This window comes from Bacillus sp. J41TS8, from assembly GCF_018333035.1.
Classification (GTDB): Bacteria; Bacillota; Bacilli; order Bacillales; family Bacillaceae; genus Bacillus; species Bacillus paralicheniformis.
In genome coordinates, this window is the sequence record NZ_BORF01000011.1 from 75,697 (window position 1) to 94,176 (window position 18,480).

Consider the following 18,480-nt stretch of genomic DNA (forward strand, 5'->3'; position numbering starts at 1 on the left):
CAGAACCTCCTCATTTTAAGATTCTTTCGCTTCTTTAGGAGCCGGAAGCAATGTCAGCTCCTCCGCCTTGTTCTTCCTGCGCAGCTTGTCTTTTCTGACATCCCTCAAAAACAGGCTGAGAACGAGGCCGATGACACAGAACCCGGCCGCCCACATAAATGCGTCATTGATGCCCATGACATTCGAGTTGAGCTGAGCCTGTCCGGTCAAATATTTCACGACATATTGTTGTGCTTGTTCAAGAGATATATGCATCGATTGCGCTGTTGACTGAATGGTTGACTGCAATGTGCTCATAAATGACGGATCAGCCGTATTTGTCTGATCGGCCATTGATGCATAGTGGAATGTCGTGCGATTTGTATAAATCGTCGTGATCAAGCTCGTTCCGATCGAACCGCTGATTTGGCGAAGCGTATTCGACATCGCCGTTCCGTGGCTGTTTAAATGCTGCGGAAGCTGGTTCATGCCGGCAGTCATGATCGGCATCATCAACATGGACATCCCAAACGCCCGAATCGCATAGATCAACACGATGTGCATATACGGTGTATCGATCGTAAGCGTCGTAAATTCGTAGGTCGTCACAACAGTGATCAATAATCCGACAATCGCTAGCGGCCTTGGGCCGACTTTATCAAATAAAATTCCTGAGATCGGCGACATCACAAGCATGACAAGTGCGCCCGGCAGCATCAAAAGCCCCGATTGAAGCGCTGTAAAACCGACCAGGTTTTGCAAGTAAATCGGAATCAGGAACATTCCTGCATACAAAGCAACTGTAATGATGGCGTTGATCACGCTTGACAGTGAAAACATATCGTATTTGAACACTCTGAAGTCAAGCATCGGCTCTTTCGATTTCAACTGCTGGATGATAAAAGCGGCAATGCCGATCACACCGATCACAACTGTGGAAAGTACGAGCGGATCATCCCAGCCGTCTGAGCCGGCTTCGCTCACACCATACAGCAACGCCGCAAATCCGACAATTGAAAGAATCGCGCCCGCTGTGTCCAATTTGATTTTTTTAGGTTCCGTCATATTTTTAAATAGGAAAAAACCGAAAATGATGACGATCAAACCAACCGGCACAAGGCCGTAAAACATGATCCGCCAGCTGTAGTTTTCAATGACCCAGCCGGATAGCGTCGGACCGACAGCAGGAGCAAACATCATCGCAAGCCCGAAGATTCCCATTCCTTTCCCGCGGCTTTCCGGAGGAAAGATAAAGAGAATCGTGGTCATGACCAAAGGCTGAAGTATGCCTCCGCCGACTGCCTGAATGAGGCGTCCGGTTAACATCGTCGAGAAGTTAGGCGCAATTCCGCATATCAGCGTTCCGACCGTAAACAGCAGCATCGCCGTTAAAAACAAGCTCCGTCCGCCGAACCGCATAATCAGGAAGGCTGATAAAGGAATCAAAACGCCGTTGACAAGCATATATCCGGTTGTCAGCCATTGAATCGTTGTGGCGCTCACATTGAACTCTGTCATGAGATGAGGCATCGCCACATTCAGTAGCGTTTGGTTTAAAATGGCCAGAAACAAGCCGCCCATTAAAATGATGAGCAGTGACATATTTCCTTTTTTCTGAGAAGCCACTTATGACATCCTCCTTTCGCTCGTTTTTATTTCCCCCGGTTATTTTGAAATTTTCACGGATGCGTTCATTCCCGGCAGCACTTTGTCAGACGGGTTTTTAATTGAAATTTTCACAGGTACTTTCTGCGTCACTTTCGTGTAGTTTCCGCTTGAATTGCTTTGAGAAAGCAAGTCAAATGTTGAGTTTGTCGCATAGCCGATTTCTTCGACATTTCCTTCAAATGTAGTGCCTGAATCACCGTCAACGACGATATCGACTTTGTCCCCTTTTTCGATGTCTTTCAGGTCGTTTTCTTCAATGTTAGCTGTAATGTACAGATGATCCATGTCAATGGTTTTCGCAAGCGTTTGACCGGCTTGTACGATCTGGCCTTCTTTCGCTTCGTTTTTGACAATCGTTCCGTCCATGATCGACTTCACGTCAACCGTTTGTTCCCCTTTGATTTTCGCTGCTTTTTCGTCCTTTGAAACTTTTGATCCTTCTTTCAAATCCCAATCTGAGAGCTTCCCTGATGCAGGCGCCGTAATGTCGGCCATCTCGCCTGTCACGTGTGCTTCGTCGGTTTTCACATAGCTGATGCTGTCATAATAGAAATACGCACCTCCTGCTAAGATGGCAAGCACGATGATGAGTCCGATAATGTTCGTCGCAATTAAACGTCCTTTGCTCATGTTTATTTCTCCTTTCATATCCTTATATTTTGGATGAAGCCGGTTTGATCGGCTTCCGCGGTTTTGCGTTTTCCTATTTCCTGCCCAGCAACTTGCGGGACGTGTACTGAAAAAGTTGTTCAAAACTGAGCAAGAAAGATCGGAAGCGGTAAATTTGTTTTTACCTCTGCACAACAAAATAAATAGTTAACAAGATTAAATATTAGTTAAAGTAATAAAGAATGTCAATAACCTTGCACTTAAAATTTTGATTTAAATATTTTCCAAACAAAAAACCTCCGCTGCCGGAGGTTTCAATCGCGTTTTTTCATGTATATTGATGCCGTTCTTCATTGCTGAAGAAGCTCTTCAGAGCCTGAAAAACATCGGCTTTCTGTTTCAGCACATAATACTTGAATTTTTCGTTTTTAATATTTTTGTAGGCTGACATTAACGTTGAATGTCTGTTGTACTGGTTGACTTCGCCATAGCAAAAGATATTCGCTTTCTCCATAATCTCTCCGACAAGCTTAACGCAACGCGCATTGTCGGATGTCAAATTATCGCCGTCCGAAAAATGAAACGGATAAATGTTATAGCGTGTCGGATGGTATTTGTCTTCAATCAGTTCGAGGGATTTGCGGTATACAGATGAACAAATCGTGCCCCCGCTTTCCCCTTTCGAAAAGAAATCTTCTTCTGATACCACTTTGGCTTCAGTGTGATGGGCGATAAACTCAATATCGACCGTTTCATACTTTGTCCGTAAAAAACGTGTCATCCAAAAGAAAAAGCTTCGCGCCATATATTTTTCCCAAACGCCCATCGATCCGCTCGTATCCATCATTGCGAGCACAACGGCTTTTGATTCCGGCTTTACGGAGTCATTCCACGTTTTAAATTTTAAGTCTTCGGGGTAGATCGGATAAAATGAAGGTTTTCCCGTCATTGCATTTCGCTTAAAAGCGCTGAGCATCGTTCTTTTCTTATCGATATTACCGGTCAAACCCGTTTTGCGGATATCGTTGAACTCAATATCTTCGACAACGATATCATCCCGTTCTTTTTGTTCTAAATTCGGCAGTTCCATTTCGCTGAAGAGCGCCTCTTCCAAATCGATTAACGAAACTTCAGCTTCATAATAATCTTCACCGGCCTGATCGCCCGCTCCCTGGCCTTTGCCGGCGCCCCGTTTATCCGAACCGTCCCTTGCGACGATATCTCCTACCTCGCTGTCGCCGTCTCCTTGGCCGGCATGTTTATTTTTATCATAGTTATAGCGGATTTTATACTCATCTAACGATCGAATCGGAATTTTGACAATATCTTTGCCGTTGGACATAATAATGCTTTCTTCTGTAATCAGGTCAGGCAGATTGTTTTTGATTGCGTCCTGCACCTTTTTCTGGTGACGCTGTTGGTCATCATACCCTTTTCGGTGGAGGGACCAGTCTTCCTGAGAAATAATAAAATGGCCATTGTCTTTATGGGACATGAATTCCCCTCCTTATTGATAATCCCCTTAAATGGCTTCGGTTTATAGCCCTGCGGATGCAAGTCTAAAATGTTTATTGTTATCTTATGCAGGTGCAAATAACTTTTGACAAACAATTTTGAAAATGGGACAAAAGGACCCGCCCTTCTCCGGACGGGTCTTCAAGTTACCGGTTTAATAAGCTTCCTACATATTTTAAGAGTTCGTTTGCGCTAGTCGAGTTGTAGCCGTGCTCATCAATGAGACGGGCGACGACCTCGTTGATTTTCTTGAGCTGCTGTTCGTCCGGCGTTTTTGTCGATGTCGTGATTTTGACGACATCTTTCAAGTCTGCGAACAGCTTTTTCTGAATGGCTTCTCTGAGCCGCTCATGCGAATTATAGTCAAACCGTTTCCCTTTTCTTGCATAGGCAGAAATGCGAATGAGAATTTCTTCGCGGAATGCCTTTTTCGCATTTTCGGAAATGCCGATTTGTTCTTCTATTGACCTCATCAGCTTTTCATCCGGATTCATTTCTTCTCCAGTCAGCGGATCGCGAAGCTTAATTTTATTGCAGTACGCTTCGACATTATCAAGATAATTGTCCATCAGCGTTTTCGCAGATTCCTCATAAGAGTACACAAACGCTTTTTGGACTTCTTTCTTCGCCATTTCGTCGTATTCTTTTCTGGCGGCGGAAATAAAGTTCAAATAACGCTCGCGGTCTTCTGCCGAAATCGATGGATGCTGGCTAAGCCCTTCTTTTAAAGAACGGAGGACATCAAGCGCATTGATCGATTCCATGTTTTTGCGGATGATCGTCGACGAGATCCGGTTGATGACATAGCGCGGATCGATTCCGCTCATTCCTTCGTCAGTGTATTCTTTTTTCAAATCCTCGACATCGACAGAATTGTAGCCTTCAACACTCTCTCCGTCATACAGCCTCATTTTTTTGACAAGATCAATGTCTGACCGCTTCGGCTCTTTCAGCCTCGTCAAAATCGAAAACATCGCAGCCACTTTTAGCGTGTGCGGCGCAATATGAACATCAGACACATCGCTTTCAGCGATCATTTTTTCATAAATTCTTTCTTCTTCTGATACTTTTAAATTATATGGAATCGGCATGACGATAATCCGCGAATGGAGCGCTTCGTTTTTCTTATTGGATATAAATGAACGGTATTCGGTTTCATTCGTGTGGGCTACGATCAATTCATCCGCTGAGATGAGCGCGAACCGGCCCGCCTTGAAATTCCCTTCCTGTGTAAGCGATAAAAGATGCCAGAGGAATTTTTCATCGCATTTCAGCATCTCCTGAAATTCCATCATTCCTCTGTTCGCTTTGTTTAATTCTCCGTCGAACCGGTATGCGCGCGGATCGGATTCCGATCCGTATTCGGCAATCGTCGAAAAATCAATGCTTCCCGTCAGATCAGCGATATCCTGCGATTTAGGGTCCGACGGACTGAACGTGCCGATCCCCGTCCGTTTATCCTCTGAAAAAAAGATTCTTTCAACCTTCACGTCTTCTATTCTTCCGCCGTATTCCTGTTCCAGCCTCATCATGTTCAAAGGGGACAGGTTGCCTTGAATACGGATGCCGTATTCATTGTAAAAATCGTCCCGCAGATGCTGAGGAATTAGATGAAGCGGATCTTCGTGCATTGGACAGCCCTGAATGGCGTAGACAGCCCCTTCATCTGTAAGAGAGTATGCTTCAAGCCCCCTTTTCAGCATGGTGACCAAAGTCGACTTTCCCCCGCTGACAGGCCCCATCAAAAGCAGGATTCTTTTTCTGACATCAAGGCGCTTCGCGGCCGGATGAAAGTATTCTTCAACAAGGCGTTCCAAAGGCTCTTCAAGACCAAACAGCTCTTTGTCAAAGAAGCTGTATACTTTTTTCCCGTCTTTCTCTTCAATGCCGCTGTCTTTAATCATATTGTAAACGCGGGAATGAGCAGATTGCGCGACAGTCGGATTTTCCTTTACGATTTCCAAATATTCAGCGAAGGTTCCTTCCCATTTCAGACGCTGCTCTTCCTCTCTATACTGTTCAATCTTTTTTAATATATCCATAAGAACCTCCTATATGATGATAAATGCAAGGTGCCAAGTGAATCACTGTTACATTCAATCTATGCGGAGATGTCCCTTTAGATGCTTTTCATATAAAAAATGAAATGTACTTTCCTCGAATTGACAAGGATGGAGCAAACCATTCATAATAAGAGCAGAAAAGTTCCGTCCGCAAGTGCTCCTGCGGTACGGCTGATGGCATCGGTGCAGATGACAACAAGGGAATAAGGATGAGGAGGGATTTTAATGAGAACGTTGATCATGATGGGGGTCATCCTCGCGTTCCTCGTATCCATTTTTACTGCCGGATACGAAAGCAAACCCGGCAAATAAAATTCAAAGGAAAAAGGATGGCTCACTTTTGAAGCCATCCTTTTTTCGTAACATAACACTGTTTCATTCCTGTTGATCTTCATTCACTTCAGACTTAGGAGATACCCGGCAGCTGCTTTTGTATTCAACTTTCTCAATCTTGCATCCGGGCCCTATATGCACGCGGTTTCCCCTGACCATGCGGGCCTCCGTGTTTTCCAGGTAAATATCATCTCCTTCGATTGTCCCTGCTGAGAGAAAACCTCCGTTTCTATTAAACAAGAGCCCGCGTTTTTTGCCAATCTTAATATGCGTGCCGCCGATATCGCCAATCGAACTGTTTCCGAATTTTAAGCCGATGTCAATCGCGCCGGCGTTCAGCAGACCCTTTACGTCCAAGCTGCCCGTCAGTGTAAAATCCTCTGCCTCACAATCGCCTCTTACGTTCAGTGCGCCTTTGACATCGCACGTTTCAGCCGCCATATTACCCCCGATATTGATAATGCCTTTTACGGCTGCATCGCTGATGTCGGCGTCCTCAGAAACATCCGCCGTCCCGTACACTCTGGCTTTGTCAGCTTTCAGCCTCCCCCGGATCTCTGTTTCCCCGTGTACACTAAAGCTTTTGATTGTCGCATCGCCTGACAATTCGCTTGTGCCGTGTGTACTGAATTTTTCACATTCAATGTTTCCTGTGATCGTTCCTTCACCTCTGATGAGAACATGATGGAATGATCCGCCTCCGGCATTTCCGGAGCCGTGTATTTTCAAGTCGTGTTTCTTCATGTCCTATCCCTCCGCTATATTTTCCTCTTCTCTCCGACTTTTGCCGTTTCCGCCACCCGGATATCTTCCTTATACTCAATCAGGCCGATGTCGCAATTTTCGCCGATGATAACCGAATTGCCCCGGACAACTTTCGCGGCCGTATTGGCGAGTTCAATTTGATCCCCTTCAATCAGCTCGGCAGACAGTCTCGGAGGAGAAATAAGCGGCGTTAAAAACGAGAACAGCTTCGATTGATGTGCAGTGCAGACGATCCGCCGGCACCCGATTTCTTTCACTTTACTTTCACCGCCGTGAACCTTAATCTCAATTTGTTCCGCGTTTAAAAGCCCGTCGATTGTAAAATAGCCTTCCGCAGTAAAATGTTCCACTTCGCAGTCTTTGCCGATTGACGTTTTTCCGCGAACGATTGCTTCGTCGCCTTTCACATGTCCGCTAATGCCGGCATAGCCTAAGACTTTAAGCTGTTCTGCTTCAACATCGCCATCCACCTTTGCAGAACCGTCGATTCTGACCTTGGAAGCTGCGATTGCGCCGTTTAGTTTGGCGTGGCCGCTGATTCTCAACTCATCCGCTTTCACGTCTCCGTTTACAGTCCCGGTGCCGCTGCAGCTGAACCTTTCGCAGTCAATATCGCCGTTAATCGTTCCTTTGCCGTTTAATTCAACCGTTTGATACGTGCCTCCGCCTGAACTGCCAAATCCGTTTATCAATAAATTCTCCATCTTTTGATCCTCCATTTACATGAATTTTGTTTTCAATTCTTCGCTGCTCGCTGCCAGATTGATGTCAGCGGCGACCTTGACTCCTTTTTCCAACACGATGCTGCCCTCGGTGATCAGACATGTTGCAATGCCGAGCTTCCGAAGCACAATCAGCCTCCCTTTGTTCTCCGCCTCGTGCGACATGATGACATCCAGCACCATTTTTCCTTCATCCAGGCTGATGTCGCCGGATTGGAGCAGGCCTTCCAGCACATAAGCCGCAAGCGCTTCTGTCAGATGAAATGGATCATCGCGCTTTCCGGTGCATTCTTCAAAAAACGTCATGACCGCTTGTGAAACGATGCCTTTTTCAAGCAGTTCCCCGCGGCTCGCGTTTAGTTCGGTCAGACCGGGCGAGAACATTTCCGCCATTTCATCAAGGGAAAGATTTTCTTTCATGCTTTGAATGGTTTCGATTCTTTTTAAAATATCTTCCTTCGGAAAAAACGTTTCTTGTCCGGTGAACGTCGATTTCCGGATAAACCACTCTTCCGGTATTAAATTTTTCCGTTTCCATCTATAGAGCTGCCCGTATGAGATCGAAGTCAAATCCAGCAGCTCTTTTTTTGAAATTAAATCATCCTGAACCATCTGTTTCAGCTCCTTTACACACATTGTAACATAACATTGTTACATTAGAAAGTAAAAAAAAGAACCCTCTGTTAAAAAGGGCTCTTTTCCTGATAAAGCTTAAGTCAAATCTCTGTAATTCTGCTGGCGAAGCGCCTCGTACACGAGGATTGCTGCAGTATTTGATAAGTTCAGTGATCTGACATGCTCTGTCATCGGCAGGCGCAGACAGCAATCCATGTTTTGTTCGATCAGCTCTTTCGGCAAGCCGTTCGTCTCTCTTCCGAAGACAAAGAAGTGATCTTCGTTTTGATCTGAATAATCAAATGAAGTGTGCGGTTTTTGACCGAATTTTGTAATGAAGAAAAAACGGCCGTCAGGATGGGCATTAAACAATTCGTCCAATGAGTCGTGGTAGACGACATTGACGAATTCCCAATAATCAAGACCTGCCCGCTTGAGCATTTTATCGTCGGTTGAAAAGCCGAGCGGTCTGATTAAATGAAGCGTTGTATCTGTTGCTGCACAAGTCCGTGCGATATTTCCTGTGTTTGCAGGAATTTCTGGTTGATATAGTACGACATGCAATGCCAAAGTATTCACCTCTGTTTTTCTGATCCGCTGTTTATTATACCACTCATTACGATTTTGTCGTATCATCTGATATATGAAAAAACGCATATCGAATCGATGAAGTATAAGCAGGCGAATCCTCGTAAGACCAGTACCTCATCCGGCAGTCGTGCGTTTGCGCGTTCACCAGCGGCATATTGCTTTTATCCTTTGCCGTCACAAGAGCCACGTGGTCAAATCTTCCGTCTCCGTTAAAATCATAGCAGATGACATCGCCTTCGATCAGCTCTTTCGCGGCCCGCTTTTGAACCGCTCGGAGGCCGGCTTTTGACTGCTTCAAAAAGGTTCTGAGCGAATGAGCGACAGTCCAGCTGTAACTCCAGGAATGGTTTTGCATCCACCAGCCTTTTCCTCTGTTCGGATAGCCGCGCATCGGCGCATCTCCCGCCCTTATGCACTGGGAAATAAAGTTTGTGCAATTGTCTTCAAAGTTTTTGTAAGCGGGATTTCGTTTATTCCAATACGTTTCTGCATAGCGCACCGCGGCCAGCCGGTCATAGCGGAACGCCCTTCCCAGCAATTCGCGCATCTCATCATCGCCGCTTTCAGGCTCAGGATAAGACTGTGCGGCCGGACGCGGACGCGGGGTCTCGGAGTCTTTGATGACCATCTGATCGTACAAAAGGGCGTTTCTGTCTTCCATATGTTCTTCCATATACATATCATCCCCGTCTTTGCACAAGTATGCGGTATGGGTTTGATAGTTCACATGTGACGCGCCGTCTTCATCAAGCCAAAGCTCTTTTACAGCTGCTTTTATATTGGCCTTCACGATCTGCACGCCGCGCTTTTGAAAAAGCCTCCGCTTCCGTTCAATGACTTCAAAACCCCCGGCATCCCGCCAGTTTGTTTCATCATTGCCGTTGATTAAGTAATGAAGTCTGGCTTTCAGGAGCTGCTCGATGATCTGTTTCAAGGGCTACACCACCATATGTTTGTTAATTCATTTCTCATCATTAAACATATGTCAGGACAGCCCTCAATTAGTCGCACTCGTTTCTTTTAAAAGACCGATGCCTTTTTGGATTTCAGCTTTTGCTTCTTCATCCTGCTCGTGCGCGAGCGCGCGCTCCAATTCACCCATCACATCCGCTCCGCCGATCTTTCCGACCGCCCATGCGGCGGTTCCCCTGATGACCGGCCGCGGATCTTTGTGCATCAGCTCAATCAGTTCAGGGAGAGCGTCCGTTTCTTTAAAATGGGCAAGTGCGATAATCGCATTTCTCTGAATCGGCTTTTTGCCTCTCCATGAGCCGGCCACGTGGCCGAATTTTTCTTTGAATTCGCGATTCGACATTGTCAGAAGCGGTTTTAAAAGCGGCTTGGCAATCTCAGGGTCCGGCTCCATTTCAGGATGCAGGTGAAAATCGACCCCTTTATTTTTCGGGCATACCATCTGGCACGTATCACAGCCGTAGATCCTGTTCCCGATTTTCGTACGAAACTCGTCGGGCAGAAAACCTTTTGTCTGCGTCTGAAAAGCGATGCAGCGCTGGGAGTTGAGCTGCCCGGGGTTGACGAGCGCGCCGGTCGGGCATGCCTCGATACATTTGTTGCATGAGCCGCATTGATCTTCGATTCTCTCATCAGGCTCGAACGGAATATTCGTAATCATTTCCGCCAAGTAAACGTAAGACCCGAATTCAGGCGTAATGATCATGCAGTTCTTTCCGCTCCAGCCGATGCCCGCGCGCTCTGCGACAGCTCTGTCCGAGAGCTCACCGGTGTCAACCATCGATTTCGTTCTGATATCGCTGCGCTGCGCTTTCAAAAATTCTTCCAGCTGATCAAGCTTTTCCCGCAGGACATGATGATAATCCTTTCCCCAGGAAGCTCTGCAAAAGATGCCCCTCCGTTCGCCTTTCTTGCTTCTCGGCGCATCTTTCATTTTTGAAGGGTAAGCAAGAGCGATGGCGATGATCGATTTCGCCTTCGGCAAAAGCAGGTCCGGGTTCGTCCGCTTTTCAAGATCGGGTTCTTCAAAGCCTGATTCATAGCCGAGGGCCCGGTTCTCAATCAATCGTTCTTTTAATGTTTCAAATGTATCTGCACTGGCGAACCGGATTTTATCGATGCCGATTTCCTGTGCGAATTCGATGACATCCTGTTTCAGTTTTTTCACATCCATCGTGCAGAGCCTCCTTTCTTTGTTTTCGTTTTCGCTCTCTGTATAATAGAGTGTACCATGACACGGGAGATGAATTTAAATTGGAACTTCGTTTGCAAATCGCGCCGGCTATTTTAAACCGCATTCCTTCATTTAAGGTTGGCGCTGTGTTATATCAAAATATTGAGATCACCGGCTCCCCGCAAATGCTCAAAGGCCGGCTCCGCCTTTTTCAGGAATCGCTGTTTTTCGACTATGCCGATCGCAGTCCCGAAGATGAATCGGCCGTAAAAGAATGGCATGATGCCTTCCGGGAGCAGAACCCGTCTTTTTCAGGCCGGGAAAGCGGACTCGAACGGATGCTGGAAGACATCAAAGAACAGCGCTTTGTCGAGCCGGAAAATTCAGCGGTCGATCTGAGCCGTTTTTTCTCTCTCAAATATTTGATACCGGTTCATATATATGATGCCCGGAAATTAAACGGTCCGATCAAAATCGAATCCGGAAGTCCGGGCGAGATCATCACATTCTCCGATGATGCGGGAACATTCGGCACGATCACCGAAAACATCAGCCTTCATCATGCAGGAACGGAAACAAAAGATGCCTTGCAGCTCGTCTTTTTCAGGCCCTCATTATCTATAGAAGAATCCCGCCGCCTGCTCGAGTCTTTGACAAAAATGTTCGAACAAATTCACGGCGGCGAACATATCTCAGCCGTCTTTCCTTAAAAACCTGTTCTTTAAAGAGAGCAGGTTTTTTACGATGATTTCATACATGAAAAAACGCAATGCTTCGTTTAATCTAAGAAACGAAACACTGCGTTATAAACAGTATGTATGGAGCGGGTGATGGGAATCGAACCCACGACATCAGCTTGGAAGGCTGAGGTTTTACCACTAAACTACACCCGCATATGGTCTCTAAAAACAACATCATCGTTTTGACTTTTATTATGTTACACGTTTATTAAAATTTCGTCAAGGGTATATTAAAAATTTGTCGAAAAAAAGCCGCCGATATGAACATCGGCAGCTTTTTTCCGGACATTGACAGATTACCAGCTGGATTTCTTCACACCTGGTACCTGGCCTTTATATGCTAACTCTCTGAACGCGATCCGCGACATTTTAAACTTTCTCATATATCCTCTCGGCCTTCCGGTCACTTCGCAGCGGTTATGCAGCCTTGAAGGCGCCGAGTCGCGCGGAAGCTTGCTCAAAGCTCTGTAATCGCCTTTTTCTTTTAGTTCTTTTCTGAGTTCCGCATATTGTTCAACAAGCTTTTGACGCTTTTTTTCTTTAGCAATTTTTGATTTCTTGGCCACTCTGAGTATCCTCCCTCTCGATAAAACGTAATAATTACGATTTAAATTTATCACAACCTGACTGCCGATGCAAATAAAAAAAGCCTGCCTCAACAAGCAAGCTTTTAAGATTCACCCTTTTTTTTCTGATAAATTGATGAAATTGCGGCCGTTATCATAAAAATGCCGATAAACAGCCCGATCATAATGAAGAAAAAGTTTGGCTTCACCTGGAATGAAAAAGCCGATTCGCTCTCCATGACAAACGACAAACTGTTAAACAGGATATCGTTGCTCGTTTGATTTGAAAAAAGATGATAAAACAAAAGCGCAGCCGCAAGCATCGGAAATGCGAGAAAGCTTGAGAAACTGGCAAAGATCAGCCCCTGCTTTAAAGAGTTTGTATTCATGATGATTTACCTCCAATTCCTCTGATCATCAACTGTTTCATAATCGACTTTCCGTCACCCATAAACGGAAGCAGATACATCATATGCAGAGCATAAGTGGAAAAGAACAGAAGCATGCCGACCGAGACCGCGTTTTCCTGAAGAAAAAAGATCGTAAACAGCACGCCGGCTATTCCGAGCACCCCTGGTATAAGCGGCCCCAACGCCGTAATCCAAATCGACTTTTTATCATACGGCGATATGACAGGCCTGATAAATTTGACGGACATCATATCAGCCGCTAAAAACCCTTGAGGCCCGTTTTTTCCGACAAATTTCCGGTGCGCGATGCCGTGCACCACTTCATGAAGCGCTGTGCCGGTGATCAACCCGAAATAGATGACGGAAAAATAAGCGGCGATGCTGATGATTGAACCGTCCGGAACGAAAATGTAAGCCGAAAGCGACAACAGCAAAAAGACGAGCCAGAAAACAATGATTTTTTTAGAAATCACATGAAGAAATTTCATGTACAAAAACAGAAATGAATCAGAATCGCTTGAGAACCTTTCCTTGTAGCGAATATGGTACTGGCCGAAAAACTGATAGAGAAAACCGAGGAAAGACGGGCGTTCGCCATACTTCCAATTGATTAAATAATTGCGGTTGAGCCCTGTCAGCAATTGGTGCAAATCCTTTAGCAACACCTCTTCACTGACGCGAAAGACGCCGGCAAGATCCCCGGCTATCTCCAGTTCGTCTTTTTTTCCGTCAACTTCTTTCAGCATTTGATAGGCTGTCGGATTGATGGGAAAATCCGCATCGAGATCGCGATCTGAAATATGCTTCCGATCCAGCTTCACATGCTCTGGAAAATAGGGGATTTTTTTGATTCCGACCAGTGCTTTCAACATCCTAATGATCATAATGGTACCTCCATTTAAACCCTCCGTATAACAGCAGGATCAGCAGTAATTCGAGACACGGTATGAAAAACAGCAGCGCTTCGCCCGTGACTTTATCGACCGCATAATTCACGATGAAAAACAGCGGAATCATAAAGATGAGGAGCATTCCGAAAGAGAAGATCCCCATATAAGGGTTGTTGCGGTCAAGCGGAAAAATAATGCCCGCTAAATAGAACATCGCAATCGCGTTTAACAGCACGGCAATCGTCTTGACAAAGACCGCAAAGCTCTCCGGAAAAGTCCACGTCAACACGGAAAACAAGCAGAGTTGAATGAGACCAAGCGCACACAGCCCGAGATACTTTGACCACAAAACCGTTGTGATTTTCAAGTGCATCGCCTTGTACACCTGCATCATCCGCAGATCATTCCCATATGAATTGAATGCGATGATGCCTGTCAAGCCTCCAAGCACCAAATAGCTCTCCCCGGTAAATCCGAACTGAAATTTGTATTTTAAAAAGCAGAGAGCCAAAAGTAAAAAAATGAAGTTTAAAATATTTTCTTCATTTCTGGCCTGTGATTTTATTTCTTTCACCGCCAAAGACAGCGGTTTTGACGACGGGATTTTAATAAATGAAAACAGTTTGGATGATTTTTTTTCAGTGAGGATCGGCACAACATTCAGCGACATAAACGAAGCAGTTACTGCGGCTGCCAAGATCAGCACCACCAGTATGATTCCGGCGCCTGCCGACTGACCGTTCAGCACGAGAAACAGCGGCGCTGCAAAATACGTCAGATTATAATCAAAGGTTGAATAAGCGTTCTGAATCTTCCCCAGATCAAAAGAGGTGAATCCGTAAATCACAGCTAATACGACAAGAACAAACATTGAAAAAAATTTTTGCAGCGGAAAACCGAATTTCAAGATCACCATATACACCAGGTTATAAACAAGGTTGAGAAGCGAAAAGAAAAAAATGATCTGCACAAAAAGCAGGGCAAAAAACGTAAAAGCAAACCAAAAGCCTACACCGCTGGCGACAAAATTCGGAATCAGCAGAATGGACATGATAAACAGGACAAGGAATGAAACCGCACCGGCAAACGGAATAAAATATCCGAGACTCCTCTCGAAAGCCGTCAGCGGGAACCAGCTCAGCTGCATGGAGAAGCTGTTCTGTTCCGGCGTCCTTACTTTAAATAAAATGAAGAAAACAAACGTAAAAATCGAGACGTTCATGAACATTGAAATCACGAACAACCCGAGTGAGTGAATTTCTCCATTCAGAAAAGCGCTTAAAAACATTCCCGTAAAGCTGTAGCCAATGATGCTCCCCATCGCAACCGCCAAAATTAAAAAAAGAGCGGCGATCATTTTTTTGGTGCCGGTATTTAAGAGCTTGCCCATTTCCTTCTGCCACATTTTCAGCATCATTTTAGAAATTTCGAATGATTTGATCAAAATGCGCACCCCTATCACTCAGCATCGAAGCTTTCAAGAATACTTCTTCAAGCGAATTACTGTTGTATTTAGCCTTTAATTCTTTGACTTTTCCTTCATCCATTTTGACGCCTTTGGAAATAATCGCAATTTTATCGCACAATTCTTCCGCAGAAAGCATGTCATGAGTCGCAAGCAATATCGACCCTTGTGTGGCCGCATAGCGCTTCATCAGCTTTTTTGTATTGATGACCGCTTCAATATCAAGCCCGCGAAACGGCTCATCCATAATGACAAATTCGCTCTCCAGCATAAAAGCAGCAATCAGCTGCGTCTTTTTTTTCATTCCGTGTGAGTACGTTTCAATCGGCTCCTGCAAAGCCTCTTTCATATCGAAAAGCTCAATTAATTGTCTCCGCTTTTCATTTGATGTACAATTATACATAGAAGAAACAAAATCCAAATATTCGGCAGCTGAAAGGGCATCAGGCAAAAGCAGTTCATCGGGAACATACGCCAGCTTTTGCTTGAATTCCGCCGTCGTGTTCGGCAGGTCATCCAAAAGAATGGTTCCTTCGCCAGGCGTAATGATTCCTAAAATGGAATTAATGATCGACGTCTTTCCTGAACCGTTCGGACCCGCTATCGCGACAATCTGATTTCTTTCAATCTTTATTTGAAACCCGCTAACGGCAGTCACATTGTTTTTATATGTTTTAGATAGGTTATCTATTATAAACATAATGCCTCCAGGGTATGATTAATGTCAGGGAGAGCTTAACCGTCCCCCACAGACGGTTAAGCCTCATCAAATATGTCTCTTGTTGTGAACAGATACTTTAAGTATGGCTATTTCCTACATTCAATGTTGACTTTCAAACCGCTGACCCATTGGACGGATCCTGTGAAGCTGCCGTTTCCGTTAACTACACACCATACAGCGGCGCCAAGAACAACAGTTGCGCCAAGTGCCAAAAGCACTGCAACAAACACCAAGAACCAAGCCTGATCTTCGATCGACGGATTGACAGAATAGTCAACCTGAGGTGCTGCGTATGTCATTTTTCCCCCTCCTTTCTATCAAGTAACCAAAGAGTAACATATCCAAAATCATACTGAAATCTATGAATTTTCCTATTTCATAAACACTACGTTCCAACTATTTATTTAAGGATCTCTCGGTTTTTCAACCTAATGGCCCACGCTTTTCGGCTTGGCAGAGAAGATGAAAGCCCCATTTCCCCTTTATGATGTCTTTATAATCTTTTTGTCTTATTTCCCCTCCTTCTTTCTCTCTCATTTTTTCTTTTTATAAATCTCGTGTCTTTCAAGGATGTTAAGAAAAAAGAACCGGTTAATGAGACTCTCATTATCCTGAAATCCAAATCCCAAAACACTCTCAAAGTCCCCTTTTTTTAAAAAGCGAGATGATTCTATTTTACCTATTCCATTTCTGTTAATTTTATGTATAAATTTAAATGTTACAGTTAACAACCTGCCGATCCTAGATCAAAAGATGTTGATTGTATTGTAAAATCAAGTTAACATTATGTCAAACCCATTTAACAATATGTCAAATATACTATATAAACGAAGAATTGCAGGTGGTAGGATGAACAACAGGGTTAGAGAATTGAGAGCAAGGTACGGGTATTCACAGGAAGCCCTTGCAAATGCGATCGGGGTTACAAGGCAGACAGTTGCAGCCATTGAAAAAGGCAATTACATCCCGTCACTTCTTTTGGCTTTGAAAATTTGCGAGGAATTTCAATTAAAAATGGAAGACGTATTTTGGTTAGAGGGAGGCAAACACAAATGAATATGATAACACGAACTTTCTTTCACATCCTTCTGTTCGGACTCGCATGCTGGACGTTTATAACCTTTTTTCACACATCGGAACAAATCGCCAAAAGCCTGAAAACAAACGCTTCAGAGCTCCATTTTGTTTTTAATCTGATTCCCATCCTTCTCTTTGGGCTCGTCCTCTCGATTTACACATACTTGGAGAAAAAAAGCGGTTCACGCAAGCAGCGCTTTATGCTCGTCCCTGACGAATTTAAAGAACAGGATGAAAGAGAACAGATGATTACCGCAAAAGCATGCAGAACATCTTATATCGTGCTGTATGTGGCGATGCCAGTCGCAGCGCTTCTATTGATCTTTTATCCGTTTTTCCAAGTCAGGATCCCGTATTTTCCGATCATCGTCATCTTTGTGCTGATCATTATTCAGCATCTTTCGTATATGTTTTCATTTTATAAAAACAGATAAAAAACTCCAGACATTCTGGAGTTTTTTATTTAAATCGTCCTTTCCTTTTGCCTCGTCGGAAAATGGTCATTTCCGATGACTTCGCCTGACGCTTTTCTTTGAAGTTTCGGGCGAAACGGAAGGAGCGGAAAAACCTTTTCGGCAAAATGGTACGCTTCTTCAAGATGAGGATAACCTGAGAAGATAAAGGATTCGATGCCGAGGTCAGCATATTCTTTTATCCGGCTGGCCACCGTTTCCGGATCACCGACGAGCGCTGTCCCCGCTCCGCCTCTGACCAGTCCGATGCCCGCCCAAAGATTCGGGCTGATCTCAAGATCGGTTCTGTTTCCCTGATGAAGCTGGACCATCCTCTTTTGCCCTGATGAATCCGTCCGTTTCATCGCGTTTTGGGCTGCGGCAATCGTTTCATCATCCAAGTGGCTGATCAGTCTATTTGCCGCCTGCCACGCCTCTTCTTCCGTTTCTCTGACGATGACGTGCAGTCTGATTCCAAACCGGACGGTTCTCCCTTCTTTTTCAGCCTGTCTTTTGACAGATTGGATTTTTTCTTTAACGAGATGGGGCGGCTCTCCCCATGTTAAATAAACATCCGCGTGTTTGGCGGCAGTCTCCTGCCCCGCCTTTGACGAACCGCCAAAATAAATCGGCGGATGAGGGTGTTGGGCGGGCGGGAAGAGCAAGCGGCCGTTTTCGGTCTTCAAGTGTTTCCCCGAATAGCTGACAGTCTCGCCTTTTAAAAGCGACCGCCAGATGTCGAGAAACTCATTTGTCGCTTCATACCGTTCATCATGGCTGATAAACAGGCCGTCGCCGGCTAATTCATACGGATCCCCGCCGGCGACCACATTGATGAGGAGTCTGCCCTCTGCAAGCCGGTCGAATGTGGAAGCCATCCGCGCCGCAACCGACGGCTGCATCAAACCGGGTCTTACAGCGACTAAAAACTTCAGATTTTTCGTGACTGGCGCCAGAGCGGCGGCGGTAATCCACGGATCTTCGCACGATCTTCCCGTCGGCAGAAGAACCCCTGTATACCCAAGCCGGTCAGCCGCTTGCGCTACCTGCTGAAAATAGGTGTGGTCTGCGGCTCTTCCTCCCGTGTCTGTGCCAAGATAACGTCCATCGCCATGAGTAGGAATAAACCATAAAATGTCCAAAAAAATCTCCC

General features: G+C 45.2%; 21 protein-coding genes and 1 tRNA gene. 3 read left to right on the forward strand and 19 right to left on the reverse strand.

Features of this window, described 5'->3' with window-relative positions:
- Positions 1 to 15 precede the first annotated feature (15 nt).
- The 11 genes from KI350_RS15185 to queG form a co-directional block, all read right to left on the reverse strand.
- A complete protein-coding gene (locus KI350_RS15185) occupies positions 16 to 1,581 on the reverse strand; it encodes a DHA2 family efflux MFS transporter permease subunit (protein WP_217626294.1) in 1,566 nt (521 codons plus the stop codon).
- A gap of 63 nt (positions 1,582 to 1,644) precedes the next feature.
- Positions 1,645 to 2,277, reverse strand: coding sequence for an HlyD family secretion protein (locus tag KI350_RS15190; RefSeq protein ID WP_020450676.1), 633 nt, complete (start codon positions 2,275 to 2,277; stop codon positions 1,645 to 1,647).
- A 307-nt stretch (positions 2,278 to 2,584) separates the two neighbouring features.
- Complete coding sequence (gene yhbH, locus KI350_RS15195) at positions 2,585 to 3,751, reverse strand: sporulation protein YhbH (protein ID WP_035339142.1); 1,167 nt, start codon at positions 3,749 to 3,751, stop codon at positions 2,585 to 2,587.
- A 166-nt stretch (positions 3,752 to 3,917) separates the two neighbouring features.
- Positions 3,918 to 5,813: a serine/threonine protein kinase PrkA gene (prkA, locus tag KI350_RS15200; RefSeq protein ID WP_020450674.1), complete on the reverse strand. Its 1,896-nt coding sequence runs from the start codon at positions 5,811 to 5,813 to the stop codon at positions 3,918 to 3,920.
- Between the two features lie 143 nt (positions 5,814 to 5,956).
- A complete protein-coding gene (locus tag KI350_RS15205) occupies positions 5,957 to 6,172 on the reverse strand; it encodes a hypothetical protein (RefSeq protein ID WP_125897635.1) in 216 nt (71 codons plus the stop codon).
- A gap of 37 nt (positions 6,173 to 6,209) precedes the next feature.
- The gene (locus KI350_RS15210; protein ID WP_035339144.1) at positions 6,210 to 6,911 is read right to left on the reverse strand and encodes a hypothetical protein; all 702 of its coding nucleotides are present in this window, start codon (positions 6,909 to 6,911) and stop codon (positions 6,210 to 6,212) included.
- Positions 6,912 to 6,925: 14 nt separating this feature from the next.
- On the reverse strand, positions 6,926 to 7,636 hold the full coding sequence (locus KI350_RS15215; RefSeq protein ID WP_035339146.1) for a polymer-forming cytoskeletal protein: 711 nt from the start codon (positions 7,634 to 7,636) through the stop codon (positions 6,926 to 6,928).
- 15 nt (positions 7,637 to 7,651) lie between these two features.
- Positions 7,652 to 8,266: a YhbD family protein gene (locus KI350_RS15220; protein ID WP_025811862.1), complete on the reverse strand. Its 615-nt coding sequence runs from the start codon at positions 8,264 to 8,266 to the stop codon at positions 7,652 to 7,654.
- Between the two features lie 99 nt (positions 8,267 to 8,365).
- A complete protein-coding gene (gene trmL / locus KI350_RS15225; protein ID WP_095323679.1) occupies positions 8,366 to 8,848 on the reverse strand; it encodes a tRNA (uridine(34)/cytosine(34)/5-carboxymethylaminomethyluridine(34)-2'-O)-methyltransferase TrmL in 483 nt (160 codons plus the stop codon).
- A 37-nt stretch (positions 8,849 to 8,885) separates the two neighbouring features.
- On the reverse strand, positions 8,886 to 9,794 hold the full coding sequence (locus KI350_RS15230; protein WP_059231799.1) for an amidase domain-containing protein: 909 nt from the start codon (positions 9,792 to 9,794) through the stop codon (positions 8,886 to 8,888).
- 63 nt (positions 9,795 to 9,857) lie between these two features.
- The gene (gene queG, locus KI350_RS15235) at positions 9,858 to 11,006 is read right to left on the reverse strand and encodes a tRNA epoxyqueuosine(34) reductase QueG (protein WP_059231797.1); all 1,149 of its coding nucleotides are present in this window, start codon (positions 11,004 to 11,006) and stop codon (positions 9,858 to 9,860) included.
- 80 nt (positions 11,007 to 11,086) lie between these two features.
- On the opposite strand from queG, the gene KI350_RS15240 reads away from it, so the two are divergent.
- Complete coding sequence (locus KI350_RS15240) at positions 11,087 to 11,716, forward strand: phenylalanine--tRNA ligase beta subunit-related protein (RefSeq protein ID WP_065643532.1); 630 nt, start codon at positions 11,087 to 11,089, stop codon at positions 11,714 to 11,716.
- Between the two features lie 109 nt (positions 11,717 to 11,825).
- Here KI350_RS15240 and KI350_RS15245 read toward each other — a convergent pair.
- The 7 genes from KI350_RS15245 to KI350_RS15275 form a co-directional block, all read right to left on the reverse strand.
- A tRNA-Gly gene (locus KI350_RS15245) sits at positions 11,826 to 11,899 on the reverse strand.
- A 143-nt stretch (positions 11,900 to 12,042) separates the two neighbouring features.
- Positions 12,043 to 12,312, reverse strand: a complete 270-nt coding sequence (rpsN, locus tag KI350_RS15250) for a 30S ribosomal protein S14 (RefSeq protein ID WP_023856470.1) — start codon at positions 12,310 to 12,312, stop codon at positions 12,043 to 12,045.
- 104 nt (positions 12,313 to 12,416) lie between these two features.
- Entirely contained in the window at positions 12,417 to 12,701 is a 285-nt protein-coding gene (locus tag KI350_RS15255; RefSeq protein WP_065643533.1) for a hypothetical protein, read from the reverse strand.
- A complete protein-coding gene (locus KI350_RS15260; protein ID WP_065643534.1) occupies positions 12,698 to 13,606 on the reverse strand; it encodes a PqqD family protein in 909 nt (302 codons plus the stop codon). The genes KI350_RS15255 and KI350_RS15260 overlap by 4 nt, the downstream gene beginning before the upstream one ends.
- On the reverse strand, positions 13,596 to 15,065 hold the full coding sequence (locus tag KI350_RS15265; RefSeq protein WP_081303464.1) for a hypothetical protein: 1,470 nt from the start codon (positions 15,063 to 15,065) through the stop codon (positions 13,596 to 13,598). The genes KI350_RS15260 and KI350_RS15265 overlap by 11 nt, the downstream gene beginning before the upstream one ends.
- Positions 15,031 to 15,777, reverse strand: a complete 747-nt coding sequence (locus KI350_RS15270; RefSeq protein ID WP_065643535.1) for an ABC transporter ATP-binding protein — start codon at positions 15,775 to 15,777, stop codon at positions 15,031 to 15,033. The genes KI350_RS15265 and KI350_RS15270 overlap by 35 nt, the downstream gene beginning before the upstream one ends.
- Positions 15,778 to 15,884: 107 nt before the next feature.
- On the reverse strand, positions 15,885 to 16,097 hold the full coding sequence (locus KI350_RS15275; protein ID WP_020450662.1) for a hypothetical protein: 213 nt from the start codon (positions 16,095 to 16,097) through the stop codon (positions 15,885 to 15,887).
- Between the two features lie 550 nt (positions 16,098 to 16,647).
- On the opposite strand from KI350_RS15275, the gene KI350_RS15280 reads away from it, so the two are divergent.
- Together KI350_RS15280 and KI350_RS15285 are read left to right on the forward strand one after the other, a co-directional pair.
- The gene (locus KI350_RS15280; RefSeq protein WP_065643537.1) at positions 16,648 to 16,854 is read left to right on the forward strand and encodes a helix-turn-helix transcriptional regulator; all 207 of its coding nucleotides are present in this window, start codon (positions 16,648 to 16,650) and stop codon (positions 16,852 to 16,854) included.
- On the forward strand, positions 16,851 to 17,309 hold the full coding sequence (locus KI350_RS15285) for a hypothetical protein (protein WP_065643538.1): 459 nt from the start codon (positions 16,851 to 16,853) through the stop codon (positions 17,307 to 17,309). Before KI350_RS15280 ends, KI350_RS15285 begins: the two co-directional genes overlap by 4 nt.
- A 29-nt stretch (positions 17,310 to 17,338) precedes the next feature.
- Here KI350_RS15285 and ssuD read toward each other — a convergent pair whose 3' ends face one another.
- Positions 17,339 to 18,469 carry an FMNH2-dependent alkanesulfonate monooxygenase gene (ssuD, locus tag KI350_RS15290; protein ID WP_065643539.1) on the reverse strand — a complete coding sequence of 377 codons (1,131 nt, stop codon included), beginning with the start codon at positions 18,467 to 18,469 and terminating at the stop codon, positions 17,339 to 17,341.
- Positions 18,470 to 18,480 lie beyond the last annotated feature (11 nt).

Coding starts and splice junctions, on each gene's coding strand:
- KI350_RS15185 (WP_217626294.1), bottom strand. CDS start 1,581: ATGTCACTGCTCATCATTTTAATGGGCGGCTTGTTTCTGGCCATTTTA.
- KI350_RS15190 (WP_020450676.1), bottom strand. CDS start 2,277: ATGAGCAAAGGACGTTTAATTGCGACGAACATTATCGGACTCATCATC.
- yhbH (WP_035339142.1), bottom strand. CDS start 3,751: ATGTCCCATAAAGACAATGGCCATTTTATTATTTCTCAGGAAGACTGG.
- prkA (WP_020450674.1), bottom strand. CDS start 5,813: ATGGATATATTAAAAAAGATTGAACAGTATAGAGAGGAAGAGCAGCGT.
- KI350_RS15210 (WP_035339144.1), bottom strand. CDS start 6,911: ATGAAGAAACACGACTTGAAAATACACGGCTCCGGAAATGCCGGAGGC.
- KI350_RS15215 (WP_035339146.1), bottom strand. CDS start 7,636: ATGGAGAATTTATTGATAAACGGATTTGGCAGTTCAGGCGGAGGCACG.
- KI350_RS15220 (WP_025811862.1), bottom strand. CDS start 8,266: ATGGTTCAGGATGATTTAATTTCAAAAAAAGAGCTGCTGGATTTGACT.
- queG (WP_059231797.1), bottom strand. CDS start 11,006: ATGGATGTGAAAAAACTGAAACAGGATGTCATCGAATTCGCACAGGAA.
- KI350_RS15255 (WP_065643533.1), bottom strand. CDS start 12,701: ATGAATACAAACTCTTTAAAGCAGGGGCTGATCTTTGCCAGTTTCTCA.
- KI350_RS15260 (WP_065643534.1), bottom strand. CDS start 13,606: ATGATCATTAGGATGTTGAAAGCACTGGTCGGAATCAAAAAAATCCCC.
- KI350_RS15270 (WP_065643535.1), bottom strand. CDS start 15,777: ATGTTTATAATAGATAACCTATCTAAAACATATAAAAACAATGTGACT.
- KI350_RS15275 (WP_020450662.1), bottom strand. CDS start 16,097: ATGACATACGCAGCACCTCAGGTTGACTATTCTGTCAATCCGTCGATC.
- KI350_RS15280 (WP_065643537.1), top strand. CDS start 16,648: ATGAACAACAGGGTTAGAGAATTGAGAGCAAGGTACGGGTATTCACAG.
- KI350_RS15285 (WP_065643538.1), top strand. CDS start 16,851: ATGAATATGATAACACGAACTTTCTTTCACATCCTTCTGTTCGGACTC.